The sequence below is a fragment of the Pseudomonas sp. HD6515 genome (genome assembly GCF_024971855.1).
GTDB lineage: Bacteria > Pseudomonadota > Gammaproteobacteria > Pseudomonadales > Pseudomonadaceae > Aquipseudomonas > Aquipseudomonas alloputida.
Window position 1 is genome coordinate 3779978 of record NZ_CP079827.1, and the last position, 19363, is coordinate 3799340.

Sequence of the window (19363 nt, forward strand, 5' to 3'; positions counted from 1 at the left end):
CCCACAAGGAAAAAAGATGCGCCACGAATTCAGCGAAGTGCTCAACGACCTGGTCGACTATTTTCTGCTTGGCGATATCCAGTTGCTCGAACGCTTCAAGCAAGACCATCAACTGCCCGACGACCTGGCCGGTGCGTTCACCCACGGTGACAGCGGCGACCAGGCGGTGCGCGAAGGCATCGTGCTGCCGCTGGCCGGTGTCGACAACCTGCCCTACCGCATCCTGTTCACCCTCGATAACCACACCCCGGCCCTGCGCGAGGCCGGCAGCCGCCTGAAGCACCGGCGCAATGGCTATGTACTGCGGGTCGAGCACGGTGCGCTGATGCTGTACACCTGGCGCATCCTGCAGCACTTCACGCCCAAGACCCTGGGTGACCTGATGGCGCGTTACCAGGTGCCAGGGCGGCCGATCATCGAACTGGACAATGGCTGGTACGACGTGGAGGTGCTGGCGGGGGCACTGGTGCGCGACGGGTTGTACGAGCCGGCATTCGAGTTCGTGCTGAAGAAGCGCTGGAGCCGGGGTGAGGCGACAGCTGTGGATACCGGGTATGCATTCGGGCTTCGTGGCTACTTCGACTGATTGATCGCCTGTGCCGGCCTCTTCGCGGGCAAGCCCGCTCCTACACAGCATTCGAGGCCTGTGCCGGCCTCTTCGCGGGTGAACCCGCTCCTACACAGCATTCGAGGCCTGTGTCGGCCTCTTCGCGGGTGAACCCGCTCCTACACAGCGTTCGAGGCCTGTGCCGGCCTCTTCGCGGGTGAACCCGCTCCTACACAGCGTTCGAGGCCTGTGCTGATCATTTCGCGGGTGAACCCGCTCCTGCAGCGAAGGGGCCAGCACAGGCAAACTCGACCTTCAGGTGTGAGTGATATCCCGATCCTTGGTCTCCGGCAGGAAGAAGATCCCCAATACCGCCGTCATCACGGCAATCACGATCGGGTACCACAAGCCGTAATAGATATCCCCGGTCGCTGCCACCATGGCAAACGCCACGGTCGGCAGGAAGCCGCCGAACCAGCCATTCCCGATGTGGTAAGGCAGCGACATCGAGGTGTAGCGGATGCGCGCCGGGAACAGCTCCACCAGCCAAGCGGCAATCGGCCCGTAGACCATGGTCACGTAGATCACCAGAATGGTCAGCAGCAACAGCACCATCGGGTAGTGGATCTTCGCTGGGTCGGCCTTTTCCGGGTAGCCCGCCTCTTTCAATGCACCACTCAGGGTTGCGGTAAACGCTTCGCTTTGCACCTTAAAGTCGGCCGCCGCCAGGCTGCTGCCATCAAAGCTCGGCAATACCCGTTCGCCAATGCGGATCTGTGCCACGCTGCCGGGCTCCGCCGCTTCATTGGTATAGGGGATGGCGCGCTTGGCCAGCAGGCTCTTGGCAATGTCGCAGGAGCTGGTGAATTTGGCCTTGCCCACCGGGTCGAACTGGAACGCACATTGGCCCGGGTCGGCCACCACCACCACCGGGTTCTGCTCCTGGGCAACGAATACATCCGGGTTGCCGTACTCGGTCAGCGCCTTGAAGATCGGGAAATAGGTCAGTGCGGCGATGATGCAGCCGGCCATGATGATTTTCTTGCGGCCAATCCGGTCGGACAGGCTACCAAAAATGATGAAGAACGGCGTGCCGATCAGCAGTGAGCCGGCAATCAGCAGGTTGGCGGTCTGCGGATCGATCTTGAGCATCTGCAACAGGAAGAACAACGCATAGAACTGCCCGGTGTACCACACCACGGCCTGCCCTGCGGTACCGCCCAACAGCGACATGATCACCACTTTGAGGTTGTCCCAGCGGGCAAACGACTCAGTCAGCGGGGCCTTGGATGCCTTGCCTTCGGCCTTCATCTTCATGAACACCGGCGACTCATTGAGCTGCATGCGGATGTACACCGAAATCGCCAGCAACAGGATGGACAGCAGGAACGGCACCCTCCAGCCCCAGGCTTCGAACACTTCCGTGCCCATGGCCGTGCGGCATGCCATGATCACCAGCAAAGACAGAAACAGCCCCAACGTGGCAGTGGTCTGGATCCAGGCGGTGAAAAAGCCGCGTCGGCCCTTGGGTGCATGTTCAGCCACATACGTGGCCGCGCCGCCATATTCGCCACCCAAGGCCAGGCCCTGCAGCAAACGCAAGGTGATCAGGATGATCGGCGCAGCCACGCCGATCACATTGTAGCTGGGTAGCAGGCCCACCAATGCCGTAGACAGGCCCATGATGACGATGGTGATGAGGAAGGTGTGCTTGCGCCCGATCATGTCGCCCAGGCGACCGAACACGATGGCGCCGAACGGTCGGACGGCAAAGCCGGCGGCAAAGGCCAGCAAGGCAAAGATGAACGAGGTGGTTTCATTGACGCCAGCGAAGAAGTGCCTGGCGATAATCGCGGCGAGTGAGCCGTACAGGTAGAAGTCGTACCATTCGAACACCGTGCCCAGGGACGAGGCGAAGATGACCTTGCGCTCCTCCCTGGTGATGCCGCGTTGGGGCGCGCTGCTGCCCGTGGATGCGCTGTCGAGAACCGCCATGGGTTGCCTCCGTCATGTTGTCATGCAGGCCGGAGCACCTCACAACCACTTCACCGTCGCACCCAGGCCCTTGAGCTTGCTTTGTTTGCGCGAAGCACGACGAGGCGGGCCGCCTCGGATCGCAGCAAGGTAAATGAAGCATAATCGGGATTGCCTGGATATCCACCCGCCAGGCCCTGCACAAGAAGGCGGCCTGGACTACACGGCAGCACCGGGTGATGGGCGATATCGGGTTGGCTGACGATTTTGGCGGGGGCGGTTTCACCCGCCAGGCACTACCGGCCCCTTCAACTCGACCTGATTACCATCCGGGTCGTAGCAGTAAAGCGAAAGCCCCTCGCCTTCGGCACCATAACGCTTCTCTGCAGGCTCCACCTTTACCCCGGCGGCTTCCAGATAGGCCGTCAACGCGGCCTCGTCAAACGGCTCGATGCGCAGGCAGAAATGGTGCAGGTTGCGCCCTTCCACGCCCGGTGCAGCTCCGCCTGGCTGCCCCAGCGGGCCATCCAGGGTTACCAGGTCGATCATCGCCGTGCCCGTGGCCAGGTGCACCATGCCCAAGTCTTCGCGCACGCGGCTGACGGTGCAGCCGAGCAGTTCGGTGTAAAAGGCAACACTGCGCGGCAGGTCGCTGACCCGCAACACAAGGTGGTCGATGTGCTTGATGGTGAAAGGCCGCATGCCGGGCTCCCTGTGGCGTGTTTGCGAATACGTTCGCCACCATAGCCCAGGTTCACGCGGCGTGACCAGAATCAGCTACTCGTTCACCAAGCGTTGCAGAACGCCCCCTTCATGGCGCGTCAGGATACGCAGCAACTGGTCGACCAGCGCCCGGTCCGGCGCATCCAGGTGGAAGTGGTGCCCGCCTGGGTGCCAGGAGACTTTCGCCTGGCTGGGCAAGGCGGCCTGACGCCGGGTAAAGGCCTCGCCGGTGAAGGCCCCCTGGCGGCCGAACAGCAGGTACAACGGGCAGCGGATCTGACTGAGCAGGTCGCAGGCTTCGCGCTCGGTCAGTGGCATGGGTTCGGGCAATACCAGCCGCGGGTCGTGGCGCCAGCAATAGCCATCGTCCAGCTGTAGCAGGTCGCGCAGCGCCAGCAGCCGAGCGGCACCTTCCGACAGTTCGGTGTCCAGCCGCTCGCGGCGTTGCGCCAGGGCGGCGTCCAGGTCGTCGAAGCGACCAACATCCGGCTCGGCAAAACCCGGCAACTGGCTCCGCTGTACCATGCGCTTGAGCCGGTAAGCCCGCGCCAGGTGCTGCACGCGGTCATCCTCGGCCACCGTGAACGGTGCCCCCATGCCGTCGAGGAAGGTCATGCTGGCAATGCCACTGGTCATGGCCGCCAGCAGCGACGCTATACCGGTGCCCATCCCATGGGCCAGCACATGAAATTGCGCCAGGCCCAGGCTGTCGGTCACCGCCAGCATGTCTTCGGCATGCTCCCACAGGTAATAGCCGCTGTCGTGGCGACGATGCCCAGAACGGCCATGGCCGATCAGGTCGGGGGCCACCACGAAGCAGCCGTCCAGCATCGGTGCCAGGCGCTCGAACGAGGCAGCGTTATCCAGCCAGCCATGCAAGGCCAATATGGGAATACCGTCTTCTGCCCCCCAGGTGCGAACCGCTATTTCAACGCCATCGAGGTCTAGCAGGTGGTCTTTCGGACTGCACAGCGAACGCATTGCGATTCTCCTTGGCTGAAGCCTGCACCATGGCCTGCCTCACCCTCTCGCAGATGCTCCCTCGCTGCCAGCCCCCCACCGACCCGCGCATACGCAGGACCGACTGCTGCCAACAACTATCTACCGCACCCCGGCGCCTTGATCAGCGTGGACTGTCTCCCCCCACAAAAGAGATGGTGACCATGACAACCCCGACACCGTTACATCAAAGCCAGATAACCCGATCGTTACCGAAATGGAGCAAGGCGCTCCAACCCACGCATACGCGCAAAGTGGTGCAGAGCCTGTACAAGGAGTACCTCGATGATGATGGCACCCCTTACTCGTGGTATGCCACTGCCGATGAGCCAATGCGCGAGCAGTTGCACAACGCGTTGCAAACCCGTAACAAACGGCTGGCGCACGTCAAACAGGCGCTGGGCGAGTTCAAGGACATCATCGCGTTCTGCGGCCCTCTGTTGACCGAGCGGTTGAAGCTGAATGTACCCGTAGACAGGGCGCAGTATGTGTTCCAGCCCTTTGAGTCAGAGGCCAACATCTGGGTTGGCGTTCCCGATGTGGAAACGCCTTTGGTCCCGGACGTGGAAGCGGACGTGCTGGCCACCCGCCCCGTAGGCCAGCCGCAAACACGCAGTTTGCTGGAGGCTGCCCTGCACAACTTCGAGGGGCTGGACGAAGTCGGTCCCTACAGCAGGCTCACCGACGCCGCTGGCAGCGACACGCCCCTGGCAGGCCTGACGATGGCGGACTTCGTGAGACATTGTCGGGCACTGGACCTTGGCAAACGCTATCAAGACCATTTGCTTGCAACCCATGAAGGCGCCAATCGCGCTGAAATCCAGCGCCTGTCGATTGCAGCGAACCGTGAGGCCTTGAGGGTCCAGGCATTGATCGCCAAGCTCAAAGGCCTGCTGAGCCAGGCCGGGCTCGATGCGCTTGGGCAACTGTGCGACGGCAAGCCTCACCCCACCTATGAAAACGAGGCGTTGCATTGCTGGCACTTCAACCTGTTCGATACCCCCGTCCACGAAATACTGTTCATCGGGCCAGACAACCCTTACCGCAAGAACCCCTGCATTGTGTATGTCCCTGGCGACAGCGAGCACCCGGTAAGGGAGTTCGCTTCTCGTCAGGAAGCGGGCAAGCACCTGCGCAGCCGGCTATTGCAAAGCGAGTTTCGCCGCGCTTTGGTGCATTTCGCCTACAAGGACAGGCAAAAAGAACTCGCCGTAAAGCTGGAAATCGCGCTGTTCGAAGAGGATGAAGCGGGCATACGCAAACCCCGCATCATGCCAGTGATCCCTTTCACGCTCTCGCCCATCAGGACCGACCCTTGGACGTCCTTGTACAACGCACACCTTGCGCGCATGAAGGCCGACGCAAAAACCATTGCTGTGCCTACCGCCGAAGTCGACGCCAACGCCCGCAATGAGCGTCTGAAGTACTGGTTCGACCTGGGGATGAACGTGCTGAATGTCGCCGCGTTCTTCGTGCCGGGTTTGAACACGGTCATGCTAGGTGTTTTTGCTTACGACCTGATGAGCTCTGTTTTCACCGGGTTCGAGGCCTGGGAAGAAGGTGATACCCGGCAGGCACTGGCGCAGTTGGAATCGCTGGCCATCAACGCGGGCGTGATTGCCGGCTTTGCAGTGGGCACCAGGATCGTCCAGGCGTCTGGCTTTGTCGATGCACTGAAACGTGTATGGCATGAAGACAAGGAGGTGCTCTGGCACCCCGACATGAAACCCTATGCGAGCACGGCGGCTATTCCTGAGGGGGCTCAACCCGATTTGCTCGGCCATGTACACGTCGATGGGAAGACCTACCTGAAGCTGGATGGAACCCTGTACGAGGTGTTTCAGGGCACTGATCAGCAATGGCGCGTGCGCCACCCCGATGACGCGCAGGCCTATGCTCCACGCTTGCTGCATCAGGGTAACGCCCGCTGGCAACTGGCCCATGAGCAGCCTCTGGAATGGGACCGCGCACAGCTCGCGCGCCGCCTCGGCAGCCATAGTGCAGGCCTGGACGACAGCGAACTGGACCATGCCATGCGCAGTACCGGTACCGATCCAGACGTGCTGCGCCGCACCCAGGCAACGGGCCTGCGTCCACCCGCTTTGTTGATCGACACGCTGCAGCGGTTGCAACTGGACAATCAGACACAACAGATCATCAACTGCGTACGCCATGGGCTGCCGCTGGCTGCGTACAAGAACTTTGCCTTGCCCGAGTTGCTGCGCCTGCCGGGGTGGCCCGAGGGGAACGTACTCAAGGTTTACCAAGGGCCAGAACCCTGGGGCGAATCTGTGCGCTACGGCCCCCCTCACACGCTGGGCCAGACAGAAATCGAAATTACCCATACCGACCTGGACAATGGCCAATTGAGCCAGACCGTGCTGGATCAGATGGATGAAGAAGCCATTGGGCATTTGCTCGGTGACACACCAACCGAGCACCGATCGTCCGCACTGAACAACAAGCTCGCGCAACACCTGGAACAGCACCGCGAAGCGCTGTTCGAGAGCCTGCAACAAAGACACCGCCCCGCACGCCCAGCAACCGCACAAACCCTCGCCCGGCAGTTTCCTGGGCTGCCGGACAGCGCGCTTGAAGCATTGCTTGGCAACATCAGCAACGCCGAACGGGAACGCCTGACCAACGGCCGGGTGCCGCTTCGCATTGCCGAAGAAGCACGCCTTCTGCAAGCTCGAGCGCGGCTTGACCGCGCCCTCCTCGGCCTGTTCAGGCCTAGCCTGGCCAACGACGACAGTCTACGCATCAAACAGGCGCTGCAAGCCGCGCACCCGCAGGCTGACCCGGCCCGGTTACTGCAACTTGCCCTTGACGATCGCCAGCACTGCGCCTCACTGCTTGGCCAACAGCCCATCAACCCCAGGTTCCGCTCCCCTTTGCGATTGGCCAACGGCCAGCTGGGCTATCCCCTGAGCGGCCGAGGCTTGCCAGGACGAGCCTTGCCGGCTGCACGTCGACTCCGGGCGCTCTACCCCGAACTCAGCAGCGAGCAAATCAGTGGGCTACAAGCCGAACTGACTCGAGGAGGCGACCTGGGTAGCGCGATCAACCAACTGGAGGTCGAGCAGCGTACCCTCAACCGGGATCTCAACCGCTGGGTAAGCACCGCCCGCACCCTTGAAGAGCGCTTTGATCGCCAGCAATGCACCGAGCGACTGATGAGTGCTTCGCGCCGTGAAGGCGGCGCGCAACGCGCAGTGCTGGTACTGAGCCATATGCAACTGGAAGCGCTGCCAGCGTTCACTGCCCGTATGCCGCATATACGGCACCTCGTCCTTGAGGGGTTGCAGATGCAACGCCTGGAGGGCGGCTTCCTGGCAAACTTCCCTGATCTGAGCACCCTGGAAATTGTCGGTAACCCGGAGATGGACGCTGAAGCATTGTTCGAGGCGCTCAAGTCTGCCCCACGGCTACGCGAGCTGGGCCTGACAGGCAATGGCTTGACTACCCTTTCAGCCACTGCCCAGCAGGCCATTGGGGCGATGCCTGGCCTGCGGGTACTCGGCCTCAGCCGTAACCGGCTGCGGCTCGATAATGCCAGCCTCGCCTTCCTGACGCGTTTGCCCCTGGATGGACTTGGCCTGGGCAGCAACCAGATCACACTGGATGAGAGCCTGGCCGCCCAGTTTCAGGACATGATCCATCCCAAGGTACTGCACATGTCGGGCAACCCACTGCGGCTGGCGCCAGACCTGCGCTTCATGGCCCGCCTCAGCCACCTGGACCTTGACCGCTGCGAACTGCAGCAGTGGCCCGACAGCCTGACCGTCCTGATGAGCCAGCCCCAGTACCAACTGCGCTACCTGAACCTGTCGTCCAACCGCATTCGTACCCTGCCAGACTTGCCTGGTGTGCTGCGTACCCCGTTTGCCCGCGATGTCGCCGCGCACTTGCCGGAGCGCCGCTGGCTGTTCAACTACAACACCCTGGAAGCCCAGACACGAGCACGCCTGGGCAGCAGCGGCGTCAACGTATTCGAGCACGCAGAAGACGTGCCACTGTGGCAAGGCATTTTCCGTGGCGAGGCGAGCAGTGCCGAGGAGCAACTGTGGAGCGACCTGTTTGACCAAGGTGAAAACGCATCGCTGCTGGGCGTACTCGAACGTCTTGCCCAATCGGCAGAAGCGCAGCGTGATGGCGAGGCCCTGAGGGCACGCGTCTGGAAGCTGTTGGATGACGCGGCCCGCGACACCGCGCTGCGTGAACGCCTCGCCACCGTGGCCGGCGACTTCCCGCCAACCTGTGGCGACGCAGGTGCCGACGCGTTCAGTGCCTTGGAGATAGAAGTACTGGCCCACGAAGCGGCAGCCGTCGCCGGTAGTCGACCCGCTGATCTACTGAGCCTGTATGGCAAGTTGTATCGACGCAGTCAGGTCAATCAACTGGCCGATCGCATCAGCTGGAGAAGGTCCTTGCGCAAACAGGCGCTGCTCGACGGGGCCTTCGATGAAAACCTCCCCCCCTACGATGAGCTGGACGACCCCTCAGCCTTTCCAGACAGCGAACTTCAAACGGGGCTGGTGGACGATGTCGAGGTACGTTTGGCCTTGCGCCAGTCGTTGGCCAGCGCGCTGGACTACCCTGAGCCGAGCCGAGGCATGCTGTACCGCAATACGGCCAGAATCAACGACACAATCATCGAAATGGTGAAAGCTGCGGTCCGTTCCCTGGACAGGGATGCCATCGCTCGGGAGCAATGGTTGACCCAGCAGCCGGGCTGGGTCGAGTACTTGAAACGAGAGCATGCGGCACAGTTCAGCCTGATCACCGACTTCTGGCGGCCAGGCCTTGACTACCTCTATTACTGCCTGGATGAAACCGCCGACCCGGTGACATCCCTGGACAGCTCTGTGCGACGAGCCTTGGCCAGGGTCATGCCTGAAAGCCCGGTGGATGCTGAGGGCAGGCTGCGGCGCGTCGTGCTCAACGAGCAGCAGTATCGCCAGGGCGTGGACGCGCTGACTGCCGAGCAGCAGCAGGTTGAAACCGGTCTGCTGATCAGCCTCACCCGCCAGACGCAAACAATCGGCCGCTGAACCCCACTCACTGCCCGCGCAGGTCTTCGAAGAAGGCCTGCTTGCCGTCCACCTGGCTGGACGCCCGTGGGGCCGCTGCGGCGTCACCACTGACGGCCTCCACGTGCCAATAGCAGTGCTGCACTGCACGGGTCACCGCCACGTAGGCCAAGCGCTGCACTTCTTCCTTCTGTGCCGAGTCGAACGGTTGGGCATCACCTGCCTTGCCCAGCCCGGCCTGACGGTATACCTGGTTCTTGTAGGGTGAGCTGGTCAGGTACTGGCAGTCACCCAGCATGAACACCGCATCGGCCTGCAAACCCTTGGCACTGTGGTAGGTCAGCTGGCGCAGCCGGCGCTGCTCGGCCGGAAGCGCCGCGTCGGCGTGCAACACGCTTTGCAGGTGCTCGTTCATCAACGCTCGGTCACTGCCCTTGCGGTACAGCATCATGACCGTCTCACCCCGCTGGTAATGCTCGACAAGCGTTTCGCCCAACGCAGCCTCGTCACGGTCGAACACCTTGACCGGCGAGCCGGGCAACTCAGCCGCCGGGCCACTGGCGCGGGCTTTCTTGCCGGCAATCGCCGGGGTGCCCTTGACCAGGTGCTCGGCCGCATCGATCACCTGTTGCTGGCATCGGTAGTTGTCGACCAGCATCACCCGCGTGTTGGCCGGCGACGGGAACGCCTTGGTGAACTCCATGAAATACTTGGGCGAGCTACCACGCCAGCCGTAGATCGATTGCCAGTCGTCCCCCACGCACAGCAACGACGAATGCTGGGCATGGCGCCCGGTGTGCATGGCCGGGCCGCGGCGCCGTATTTCGGCGAGGCTGGCACGCAACCAACTGACGATCTGTGGCGACACGTCCTGGAACTCGTCGATCATCAGGTGCGCCAGCGGCCGCAGCAACGGATCGGGCAGCAAGTGCAGGTTTTCTGGGTTGTTCTCGCCAAACAAGGCGAACATGCGGTTGTAGCTCATCACCGGCGGCGACTGGTCCAGCAGGTGCGCTTCCAGGGCTTTCCAGTACAGCGCCAGGGCCTCGAAGAACAGTGCATCGCTGTCGCCGGACGGAAAGCTCATCGCCGCCACCGCTTTGTTCACCTCCAACCCAAGGTTTTCGATGAAATTGGCCGCACTGACGAACGCATCCAGCAGCGGCGCCGGGGCCAGTTCGCCCTTGACCTTGTACTCGAAGCCAGGCCCGGCCACGGCATCGCCCGCCAACGATGCCGCCAGGCGCCTGGCCATGGCGTAGTTGTCGAGCCAGATCAGCGGCCTGTCGCAGAACGCCTGCAACAGTGTGCGCTTGACCGCCCACTCGGCACGCACGGTCAGCTTGGCGCCGGGGCGCTGGTACTGCGCGCTTTGTGCGGGGTCGAAGCCCAGCACCACCAAAGGCCCCTGGCCTTCCAGGCGGCCATGCACATGGAAGCGGCTGCCACGGATGTCGACCGTTTCGCGGCAGGGCTCGATGCCCTTGATCGGCCAGACGCCGGCGGCGAACCACAGGTCCTCGATCACGTCGCACAGTTCTTCGTCGCGCTGGGCGGCCAATTGGGTCACCTGTGCGCGCTTCTGCACATCGGGGTTGTTCGGGTCCAGCGGTTTCAGTTGCAAGGCTTCGCTGCGCAACTGGCCGACCAGCTCGGCAAAACGCGGGCTCTCGCCCAGCAAGCTGCTGTAGCACTGGTTCAGCTGCTGGCGCTGGGCATCGTTCAGGCGCAGGTCGAACGGGTTGCTGTCGGCCTCGGCCTCACGCCCGGCAGGCATCTCGTGGCCCAGTGTTTCAAATGCACGCACCTGGCCGAAGCCAGGCAGGCTGCGCACCAGCGGCAGGATGCGCGAATGGAACGTGCGCACCAGCTCGCGGGCCTGCGCAGGCTGCAGGTTGATCTGCCACAGGGCGAACACCTGCAGCAGGCGCTTGATGAAGTCCTTGCGCGACTCGCGGGTGAAGGTGACCACGGTCATCGCATCCAGCTCGTAACCCAGGTAATGACGCAGCAGCAGGATACGCAGCACCAGCGACGTGGACTTGCCTGCCCCGGCGCCTGCCACCACGCAGGTAGACGGGGTGTCACTGAAGATCAGCTTCCATTGCGCGGCGCTGGGCTGGGCTTCGGCGGGCAGGCGCTGGGCGACATCGGCCTTGAAGCGCTTCTTCAACTCGGCCGTCAACGGCAGGCGCCAGTCGTCGAACAAGTTGTCATCCTGGCCTGGCACGGCGGCGCTGTCGGGGCGCGTATCGCGGATCACCAGCACCTGGCGCCCCGCTTCATAGCCCTCCACCCGACCACGCTCGAACCCTTCACGCACGCCATCGGCATGGCCAGTGCGCTGGCCTGTGGCGTGGCCGAGGAACCACGAGTCGCGGTGCTGGGCTTGCAGGCGGGTCAGGCCACGCCCCAGCAAGCGGGCGGCCAGGCGGCGAAACCAGGGCAACTGGGCAGGAGGGGTAAGGTCGGCGGGGGCCAAGGGTTGCTCGTGGGCCACGGTCACTCCGTTGAAAAACAAAACAGCAGGCATGTTCGCCGCATCGACGAAAAATCGCCAGCGAATGCTTGCAGATCAGTGGATTAGGCGATGAAGCGAATAAAACATCGCAGAAAAAACATCTATAAAACAGATTGTTTTAAGCCGATATTTACGCTTATTTTCGATGTTTCTTTAGCGCATCATGGCGTCATTCCACTGATTCAAGGAGCACGACCATGCTGCAACTGCGACCCTTCGAAAGCCTCGGCCACGCCAACCATGGCTGGCTCGATGCCCACCACCATTTCTCGTTTGCCGAGTACTACGACCCGGCACGCATGCACTGGGGTAACCTGCGGGTTTGGAACGACGACCTGATCGCGGCCGGCAGCGGCTTCCCACCGCACCCGCACCGCGACATGGAAATCATCACGTATGTGCGTGAAGGCGCGATCAGCCACCAGGACAGCCTGGGCAACAAGGGCCGTACCGAAGCCGGTGATGTTCAGGTAATGAGCGCCGGTACCGGCATTGTGCACAGCGAGTACAACCTGGAAGACATCGATACACGAATTTTCCAGATCTGGATCGTGCCGGAGCGCACCGGTGAAGCACCGCAGTGGGGTAGCCGGCCATTCCCCAAAGGCGAGCGCGGCGAAGGCTTCGTGACTTTGGCCAGCGGCCGCGCGGGTGACGAGGACAGCCTGCAGATCCGTACCGATGCCCGCCTGGTGGCTGCCACCCTGCGGGCGGGTGAAACCGCCGAGTACCGCTTCGATGCCGCACGCCGGGGTTACCTGGTGCCGGCCAAGGGGCTGGTGGAAGTCAACGGGTTGCGGGCCAAGGCGCGCGATGGCGTGGCGATCGAGCAGGAAGCGGTGCTGCGGGTGACCGCCATCGAGGACAGCGAGATCGTGCTTGTGGATGTGGCTTGAAAACCAGGCCTGTGACAATCCATGTCGCAGCGCAAGGCGGCTCCCATGGAACAACCGCTAACCCGTCGGGTTAGCAGGTTTTTATGGGGGCACGCTTGCAGCCCTGGACCTGCCCGGCTATCGCAAGGCAGCCTTCAAATATTGGCGCCATCAGCCAGCCTGCACTAGCGTTGTGCTACCAGCCAGCCCAACGTTCCTGCGGAGTACTCGATCATCATGCCGGACCTGCGCCCGAACCCGACGCTGTGCCTGGAGTACCGTGCCGAACAGCCCATTCACCACGCTTTCATCCAGCAGGCCAGCCGCTGCCCGGCGGCCATTGCCATCATTGGCCAGCACACAACCTGCAACTACTCCCAACTGGAGCAGATCAGCGCGGGCATTGCCGCGTTTCTGGTTAAAAACGCCACCAGCGGCACCGATCGTGTGGTCATCGTCACCCGCCGCAGCGCCGCCCTGGTATACGCCATGCTCGGCTGCCTGCGTGCCGGCCTGGCCTTCACCGTGGCTGACGCCGCTTACCCTGCCGCGCGTATCGAGCAAATCGTCAACACCCTGAAGCCTGCGGTGATACTGCGCTGTGCCGAGGCAACCGTCGACGTCGGCCAGCCCATGGTCGTCACGGTGCCTGAAGCCCCCGCGGAGGCGCTGCAGGCCTTCCCTCGCCAACCTGTCGCGCTGCCCGCTGTCAGCCCTGAGCAGCCGGCTTACATCACCTTCACCTCGGGCAGCACCGGTGAACCCAAGGGCATCGTTACCCACCACGCACCGCTGGTGCACTTCATCGACTGGCATGTGCGCCAGCACGGCTTTACCCAGGCCGACACCTTCTCGCTGCTTTCTGGCCTGGGCCACGACCCGGTATACCGCGACGTGTTCACGCCACTGTCGCTTGGCGCGACCATTGCCTGCCCGGCGCAGTCGACCCTGACCGACCCCTCACGGCTGGCCAGCTGGCTTCAGCAGCACGGTGTGAGCGTGATCCACCTCACCCCGCCGCTGGGCAAGCTGATCGAAACTGGCGCACACCTGAACGGCCAGGTTCTCGACCACCTGCGCTACCTGTTCTGGGGTGGCGATGCACTCAGCCCGACGCAGTACCAGCAGGTCCGCGCCATCGCACCGAATGCCGTCAATGTGAACTTCTACGGCACCACCGAAACCCCACAGGCCATGGCTTTCCATACCCTCGACCCGGAAATGGACAATGCCCGGGTGCCCTTGGGCAAAGGCATTGCCGATGCACAATTGCTGGTGATAAACCCGGCCAACCAGCTGGTCAGCGAGGGCGAGACAGGCGAAATCCTGATCCGCAGCCCCTACCTGTCGCGGGGATACTGGGGCGACCCGGGGCTGACCGAAGCCAAATTCATCGCCAACCCGTTCACCGCTGACGCGGCTGACCGCTGTTACCGCACGGGCGACCTGGGCACCTACCTGGCCGATGGCAGCGCCAGTTTTCTGGGGCGTGCTGACAGCCAGGTGAAAATCCGTGGGCATCGCATCGAGCTGGCGGAAATCGAGAACACCATCAGCCGGCACCCACACATAGGGCAATGCGTGGTCCTGGCCAACCACGAGGGTGCATCGACCCGGCTGGTGGCCTATTGCGTCGCACAGCAGGCCACCCGAGCTGACGAACTGCGCCAGGCCCTCGCCGGCCAGTTGCCTGACTACATGGTACCGGCGCTGTTCGTGTTCCTTGATGCCCTGCCGCTCACCCCAAACGGCAAGGTCGACAAACGCGCGCTGCCTGCTGCATTTGACGACAGTATCAGCCCACCGTTGTCACCCTTGGCCGAAAAGCTGAGTACAGCCTGGGCACGCATCCTCCAGGTGCCGCGCCTGGACGCCAGGTTGAGCTTTGTCGAGCTGGGCGGCGACTCGCTGTCGTTCGTACAGGCTTCGCGCGTGCTCGAAGCACTCATCGGCCACCTGCCTGAACGTTGGGAAACCCTGCCGGTGTGCCAACTGGCCGAGCTGAGTGCGCCACCCAAAGGCACGTGGCGGGTAATGGAGATGCCGGTGTTCATCCGCATGCTCGCCATCATCCTGATTGTGGTCGGCCACCTGGGCGAGTTCGACCACTGGCTGATCGTCGGCGAAACCTCGGTGCTGTTTCTGGTCTCCGGCATCGCCCTGGCGCGCTTTCAGCTCAAGGCCATCGAAGCGCGTGGCGATGCACGCACGCTGCTCAGGTCACTGGCAGCCATCGTGGTGCCAACACTGTTGTATACCGCATTGATCCAGCTGGTATTCGACCGGCTGCATTGGCAATCGCTGCTGCTGGTTTCCCGCCAGCGAGGTCAGCCTGTTCAACTATTGGTACATCGAAGTGTTGGTGCAGATGATCGTGATCATTGGCCTGGTGCTGTCGATCAAGCGCGTGCGCCAGGTGCTGGTTGCCGATCCGTTTCGCTGGCTGATCATCGCTGCCTGTGCACTGGTAGCGCTGGATGTGTTCCTCAACCAGTTCGTATTCGACGCCAGTGCCCTGCTCAACCGGGTACCCCAGCACTTCCTGGCGGTGATGGTGCTGGGCATGGCCGTGCACCATGCCGACACGACCTCACGCAAATGGGTGGCCAGTGCGGTGGCCGTGCTGGTGGTGGGTGAGCTGGACCTGATGGCGGTTGCCGGTGTTGGCTGGCAAGCGTTCACACGCTATGTCGACATCGCCCTCCCAGCGATACTGGCGCTTGTCTGGTTCCGCTCGGTGCCAGTACCCGCCCTGGTTGCACGGGCAGGTGCGGTGATCGCTTCGTCAACCTTGTATATCTACCTGACGCATTTCCAGTTCGAGTCGGTGGCGGACCATGTTTTCAGGCACCCGCTGTTCGAGGTGGCCCTGGCAATCGCTGGAGGGGTGCTGGTGAGCTATTGCTGGAACACCCTGTTACGTCTGCTGTTTACCCGCAGGCGCAAGCAGCACCAGGCGCGTGGAGCCGATCCAGCTGAGCGTGCCACCTCTGCCTGAACGAAGATGTCCCCGCCGGCGCATGCACTACGCGCGTCCGGCCAGTTCAGCCAGCACCTCGACCGAGGTGGTGACCTGGCGGAAGTGGTGCTTCCACAGGTCGGTCCCCAGCTTGCCCGAGCGGTCCAGCGATGACCCTATTGTCATGTCTGTCACCAGCGTGGGCATCAGCCCTGCATCGAACAGGGCAAAGCCGGCGGCCAGCACGCAGGTTTCGGTCTGCAACCCACACACCAGCACCCGCTCGACACCCAGTTGCCGGATGTAGTCGATAGCTTCGGCACTTTGTCCATAGCCATGCTTGACGAACACCTGGTCGGCCTCGACCAGGCTCTCGTCCTCGGCCGCCGGGTGCCAACCGAGCTGGCGCTCGAACGGCGTGACCTGTTCATCGTGCAACTCGACCGAGGCTATGGTGGGAATGTTCGCTGACAACCGCCGCAAACCATCGACCAGCCACTCGGGCGGGCTGAAGGTGGACTGAACATCGACGATGAGCAAAACCTGGCGCATACCTTACTCCGGCCATCATGCAAAATGGCGCGGAGTATAACGCGTGGCGCCGGGGCTTGATCACCAATCGATACATCCCACCAACATGCCGGCTCAAGCTCGCCGAATACCTTGGCGCGCCCTGGCCCTGCAGGCTGCCGTAGCTGCGACGTATTCCTTCAGGCTATGATCGGTCACCCTGCCGCGGACACCCTGAGCCATGCCCGTAGACCTGCAAGCGTTGTACCCCAGGCTGATCCATCTGATGCTGGACACGGTATTCGTGGTCGACAGGGACAACCAGATCGTGTTCGTCAGTGATGCCTGCAAGACACTGCTGGGCTACCAGGCCTGCGAGCTGATCGGCACGTCCATCACCCAGTACATGCACCCTGACGACCTCGCGGCCACGCGCGCCTCGATCATGCGGGTGATGAACGGCCAGCCGCACTACGACTTTTGCAACCGTTACCTTCGCAAGGACGGCAGCGTGGTGCACATTTTGTGGGCGGCCTGCTGGTCCGAGGAGGCCCAAGCGCGTATCGGCGTGGCGCGGGACGTTACCGCCCAGCGCAAGGCCGAAGACGAACTGCGCTTCCTCGCCCATCATGACCCTCTGACCCGGCTGGCCAACCGCGCCATGTTCAATGAACGGCTGGACACTGCCCTGGCCGCGGCCCGGCGTCACAACCGCAGGCTGGCCTTGCTGTTCCTCGATATCAATGACTTCAAGCAGATCAACGACAACCACGGCCACAGCGTGGGTGACCGGGTCCTGTGCACACTGGCCCGCCGCCTGGAAAGCTGCGTAGGGGCGGCTGGCACGGTAGCGCGGATGGGCGGTGACGAATTCACCGTGCTATTGCCCGATTGCCCGTCGCCGGAGGCCATTGCCACGCACGTACAGCACATTCTCGCGGTCATGGCCGAACCGCTCGACGCCGAGTTTGCTGGCATCGATGCACCGTCCTGCAGTATTGGCGTGGCCCGCTTTCCCGAAGACGGCAACGATGCCGACATGTTACTGCGCCATGCTGACGGGCACATGTACCGAATCAAGCGCCAACGCGCTGCGACTGGCTGAAAGCAAGGGCACACCGCATGGCTGAACACCTGCAAGCAACTGCCGGGCAAACACCCGCCTCTGTCGGCCTGGGCCAGGCATTGCTGTTCTGGCTGAAGCTGGGTTTCGTCAGTTTCGGCGGCCCGGCCGGGCAGATTGCGATCATGCATCAGGAGCTGGTGGAGCGGCGCCGCTGGATCAGTGAACGGCGTTTCCTGCATGCCCTCAACTACTGCATGTTGCTGCCCGGGCCCGAGGCCCAGCAACTGGCCACCTACATCGGCTGGCTGATGCACCGCACCTGGGGCGGGGTGATGGCCGGCGCTCTGTTCGTGCTCCCGTCGCTGTTCATCCTGATCGGCCTGTCGTGGGTGTACCTGACCTGGAGCGAAGTACCGGTGGTCGCCGGGATTTTCGAAGGGATCAAGCCGGCCGTGACCGCCATCGTCGTGCATGCCGCCCACCGCATTGGCACGCGGGCGCTGAAGAACGGCTGGTTATGGGCCATTGCCGCGGCCTCGTTCGTGGCCATTTTCGCGCTTGACGTCCCCTTCCCGCTGATCGTGCTGGCGGCCGCACTGCTGGGTTATGTCGGTGGCCGGCTGCTGCCGGCACAGTTCGCGCCCGGTGGTGGCCACAGCGCAGCCAGGGCCCGCCAGCGCCCGGCGCTGATTGACGACGATACCCCGATACCCGCGCACGCCCGCTTCAGCTGGGGCCGCCTGGTGACCTTGCTGCTGGCAGTTGCAGCGCTTTGGCTTCTGCCCATGGGCCTGCTGATGGCGGCCTTTGGCTGGCACGGCACACTGACGCAAATGGGCTGGTTCTTCACCAAGGCGGCGCTGCTGACTTTCGGCGGTGCCTATGCGGTGCTGCCCTATGTCTATCAAGGGGCTGTCGGCCACTATGGCTGGCTGTCGCCCACGCAGATGATCGATGGCCTGGCGCTGGGCGAGACCACGCCCGGGCCGCTGATCATGGTGGTGGCCTTTGTCGGTTTCGTCGGCGGCTACCTGCAGCCGATGTTCGGCGCCCACCAGGCGTTCCTCGCGGGCGCAGTGGCAGCGAGCCTGGTGACCTGGTTCACCTTCCTGCCCTCGTTCCTGTTCATCCTCGCCGGAGGCCCGCTGGTGGAGTCGACCCACAACGAACTGAAGTTCACCGCCCCACTGACCGGGATCACTGCGGCGGTGGTGGGGGTAATCCTCAACCTTGCGCTGTTCTTCGGCTACCACGTGCTGTGGCCGGCCGGGTTCGATGGCGCGTTCCACTGGTCCTCGGCGGTGATAGCGCTCGCGGCGGCTGTGGCGCTGTTCCGCTACAAGCGCGGGGTGATACACGTGTTGATCGGCTGCGCCGTTGCCGGGCTTGCCCTTCACCTTTTCCGCTGATGGAGCCGATCATGCGCAACCCTGAAGACGCCTTGCTCGACAGTTGGCACCAGAACGCCCAGGCCTGGATCGACGCCGTACGCCATGGCGCCATCGAAAGCCGTCGCCAGGTCACTGACCAGGCCATCCTGCTGGCCATCCTCGGCCGCCAGCCCGAACGGGTGCTCGACCTGGGCTGCGGTGAGGGCTGGCTGCTGCGCGCGCTGGCCGGCCGGGGTATCGAGGCCGTGGGCGTCGACGGCGACAGTACCCTGGTGGATGCAGCGCAGGCTGCGGGCGCGGGTGAGGTGCACCTGGCCAGCTATGCGCAGCTGGCTGAGGCGAAGGTGCATGTTGGCAAGGACTATGACGTGATCTGCGCCAACTTCGCGCTGTTGCATCAGGACATCATTGAACTGTTGTCGGCCATGCGTACTTTGCTGGTGCCAGGCGGTGCACTGGTGATCCAGACCCTGCACCCGTGGAGCGTGGCCGGCGGGGCTTATCAGGATGGCTGGCGAGAGGAGTCTTTTGCCGGGTTTGCCGGGGATTGGCAACCGATGCCTTGGTATTTCCGCACCCTGGCCAGCTGGCTGAATGCGCTGGACATGGCGGGGTTGCGACTGGTCAGTCTGCAGGAACCGCAGCACCCGCAGAGCGCGGTGCCGCAGTCGTTGTTGATGGTGGCTGAGCGTCACTGAATCGGGCCGTAACGATCCTGTGGAAGCAGGGTTCACCCCGCTCCCACAAGACAGGCCGGTGCAGGCG

Annotated in this window: 11 protein-coding genes and 1 pseudogene; 7 read left to right on the forward strand and 5 right to left on the reverse strand. The window is 63.1% G+C overall.

The window, feature by feature from the left end:
• Nucleotides 1-16 precede the first annotated feature (16 nt).
• Nucleotides 17-586 carry a hypothetical protein gene (locus KW568_RS17400; RefSeq protein WP_003250813.1) on the forward strand — a complete coding sequence of 190 codons (570 nt, stop codon included), beginning with the start codon at nt 17-19 and terminating at the stop codon, nt 584-586.
• A 276-nt stretch (nt 587-862) separates the two neighbouring features.
• Here KW568_RS17400 and KW568_RS17405 read toward each other — a convergent pair whose 3' ends face one another.
• The 3 genes from KW568_RS17405 to KW568_RS17415 form a co-directional block, all read right to left on the reverse strand.
• Nucleotides 863-2542: an MFS transporter gene (locus KW568_RS17405; protein ID WP_004575412.1), complete on the reverse strand. Its 1680-nt coding sequence runs from the start codon at nt 2540-2542 to the stop codon at nt 863-865.
• Between the two features lie 261 nt (nt 2543-2803).
• Nucleotides 2804-3223, reverse strand: a complete 420-nt coding sequence (locus KW568_RS17410) for a VOC family protein (RefSeq protein ID WP_003250810.1) — start codon at nt 3221-3223, stop codon at nt 2804-2806.
• A gap of 75 nt (nt 3224-3298) precedes the next feature.
• A complete protein-coding gene (locus tag KW568_RS17415) occupies nt 3299-4225 on the reverse strand; it encodes an alpha/beta fold hydrolase (RefSeq protein WP_004575411.1) in 927 nt (308 codons plus the stop codon).
• 275 nt (nt 4226-4500) lie between these two features.
• Between KW568_RS17415 and KW568_RS17420 the strand changes: the two genes are divergently transcribed.
• Nucleotides 4501-9297, forward strand: coding sequence for an NEL-type E3 ubiquitin ligase domain-containing protein (locus tag KW568_RS17420; protein WP_310796005.1), 4797 nt, complete (start codon nt 4501-4503; stop codon nt 9295-9297).
• A 7-nt stretch (nt 9298-9304) separates the two neighbouring features.
• On the opposite strand, the gene KW568_RS17425 is transcribed toward KW568_RS17420, so the two are convergent.
• Nucleotides 9305-11809 (reverse strand): UvrD-helicase domain-containing protein, encoded by a 2505-nt coding sequence (locus KW568_RS17425; RefSeq protein WP_004575409.1) that lies wholly within the window; start codon nt 11807-11809, stop codon nt 9305-9307.
• Between the two features lie 185 nt (nt 11810-11994).
• Here KW568_RS17425 and KW568_RS17430 point away from each other — a divergent pair, with 185 nt between their 5' ends.
• Entirely contained in the window at nt 11995-12693 is a 699-nt protein-coding gene (locus KW568_RS17430) for a pirin family protein (RefSeq protein WP_003250802.1), read from the forward strand.
• A gap of 216 nt (nt 12694-12909) precedes the next feature.
• Nucleotides 12910-15670, forward strand: a pseudogene (locus tag KW568_RS17435) (amino acid adenylation domain-containing protein).
• Between the two features lie 27 nt (nt 15671-15697).
• Here the strand turns inward: KW568_RS17435 and KW568_RS17440 are convergent.
• Entirely contained in the window at nt 15698-16183 is a 486-nt protein-coding gene (locus tag KW568_RS17440) for an isochorismatase family protein (protein WP_004575408.1), read from the reverse strand.
• A gap of 199 nt (nt 16184-16382) precedes the next feature.
• Here KW568_RS17440 and KW568_RS17445 point away from each other — a divergent pair, with 199 nt between their 5' ends.
• Genes KW568_RS17445 through KW568_RS17455 form a run of 3 tightly spaced genes read left to right on the forward strand, consistent with a single transcriptional unit; the run spans nt 16383 to nt 19296 of the window.
• Nucleotides 16383-17246 (forward strand): sensor domain-containing diguanylate cyclase, encoded by an 864-nt coding sequence (locus KW568_RS17445; RefSeq protein ID WP_004575407.1) that lies wholly within the window; start codon nt 16383-16385, stop codon nt 17244-17246.
• A gap of 17 nt (nt 17247-17263) precedes the next feature.
• Complete coding sequence (gene chrA, locus KW568_RS17450; RefSeq protein ID WP_003250794.1) at nt 17264-18616, forward strand: chromate efflux transporter; 1353 nt, start codon at nt 17264-17266, stop codon at nt 18614-18616.
• Between the two features lie 11 nt (nt 18617-18627).
• Nucleotides 18628-19296, forward strand: a complete 669-nt coding sequence (locus tag KW568_RS17455) for a bifunctional 2-polyprenyl-6-hydroxyphenol methylase/3-demethylubiquinol 3-O-methyltransferase UbiG (RefSeq protein WP_004575406.1) — start codon at nt 18628-18630, stop codon at nt 19294-19296.
• The last annotated feature ends 67 nt before the right edge of the window (nt 19297-19363 follow it).